This window comes from Vibrio minamisatsumaniensis (genome assembly GCF_050337445.1).
In the GTDB taxonomy this organism is placed as follows: Bacteria; Pseudomonadota; Gammaproteobacteria; order Enterobacterales; family Vibrionaceae; genus Vibrio; species Vibrio artabrorum.
Genome location: NZ_JAKJSY010000173.1, coordinates 1 through 1310, shown reverse-complemented (window position 1 = coordinate 1310; position 1310 = coordinate 1). Strand labels below are relative to the sequence as shown.

The window sequence follows — 1310 nt, the reverse complement described above, 5'->3', positions numbered from 1 at the left end:
GATCCACAACGACTCCGCGCTCCAATTGTATCTCTTCAATTTCACGATAACTGAGTTTATAGGCGAGATAATAACGTACGGTTTCGAGAATAACTTCAGAGGGGAAGTGGCAGCCTTTAAACATTAAGAATCAGTCTCATGAATAGAAATGAAGCAAATCTTAACTTAATGACTCAAAGTTTGCGACAGAACCGTGTATAATTATACAAAGAAGCGATTTGCTTTAGACAAGGAAAAAGTATGAAGGCGGTATTTAAATTGGCGGTAGTCGCATCGTCTGTCTTGTTAGCAGCTTGTGGGGGCAGTGATAGTGATAATTCGTCCTCACTCAATGACTTTGATGTTGATTTTCAATCATTTAACTATGTTAGCACTGGGGTTAGCTTAGAGGCGGAATACAGTGTAGAACCATTTGCTCAAGAGGTTACCTTGTTCGATGGTTCTGTATACGGCGTAGTCACCAATAAAAGTCTACTTATTCAATATGAAGGTGCAGAGCTCCCGTCTTACAAGGTAGAAGTAGCCCTTAAAGACGCCAATACTGACGCAATACTGGATGAACAAGACCTAAATGTTAGCTCTTCTAGTGATGATAAGTTAGTGTTTGCGGTTGGCGATCTTACTAATGCCGTAGATGATCCAGCTCGCTTGATTATCTTAGATGAGCCCGATGATGAAGTGGCTGATGGCAAGGTCGCACTGTATGTAATGAATTTAAGGGACACCTCTTCTACTGCAAGTACATACAGCATCAGTATTGACGGTACACAGGTTCAAAGCGGACTGACTCAGGGCGCGTTATCCTCTGTCACTGAAGTAGCAGAGAGTGCTGATGTCCTCATTACCGTAACAGATAATAATACATCTCAAGATTGTAATATTACTAACTTTGACTGGAGCGTTGATGACGAATGGATTGTGGTGTTCGACAAGGCGAGCTTGAACCAATGTTATGATCCCGTGGCTATAGACTAACCTTCAGGCGGAATGGAGATATGTTTTTTTCGCTCGTAGAACCAGATTCCCGACCAGTGTGCAGGCCCAGAAAAGCACTCGGGGGTTCTGTCGCAAATCGAATTAGAGGCGTGGCAGACCAACCCTACAGATACAATTATACTGCGAGTGCGTAGAATCGCTCAAAGGCCGTCTGCCCTTCAACATCTATCTGGTCTTGTTTCAACATCGTCCACATTTCTCGTCCGTGCAAATTTGCCAAGGCTCCTTCCATTGATTTCCAACCCAGCGCTTGACGCGTTTTCTGCTTCACCCAACGGTGACTCTGCTCGACGATATTGTTCAGATATTTAATG

Annotated in this window: 1 protein-coding gene and 2 pseudogenes; 1 reads left to right on the top strand and 2 read right to left on the bottom strand. The window is 43.6% G+C overall.

The genetic code is table 11. The features are described from left to right. Positions 1–124: pseudogene (locus L4B77_RS20015) on the bottom strand (IS6 family transposase); the annotation flags it as partial. Positions 125–240: 116 nt separating this feature from the next. Between L4B77_RS20015 and L4B77_RS20010 the strand changes: the two are divergent. After that, on the top strand, positions 241–975 hold the full coding sequence (locus L4B77_RS20010) for a hypothetical protein (RefSeq protein WP_429752616.1): 735 nt from the start codon (positions 241–243) through the stop codon (positions 973–975). 136 nt (positions 976–1111) lie between these two features. Here L4B77_RS20010 and L4B77_RS20005 read toward each other — a convergent pair. Continuing rightward, a pseudogene (locus L4B77_RS20005) lies at positions 1112–1310 on the bottom strand (IS6 family transposase); the annotation flags it as partial.

Coding starts and splice junctions, on each gene's coding strand:
- L4B77_RS20010 (WP_429752616.1), top strand. CDS start 241: ATGAAGGCGGTATTTAAATTGGCGGTAGTCGCATCGTCTGTCTTGTTA.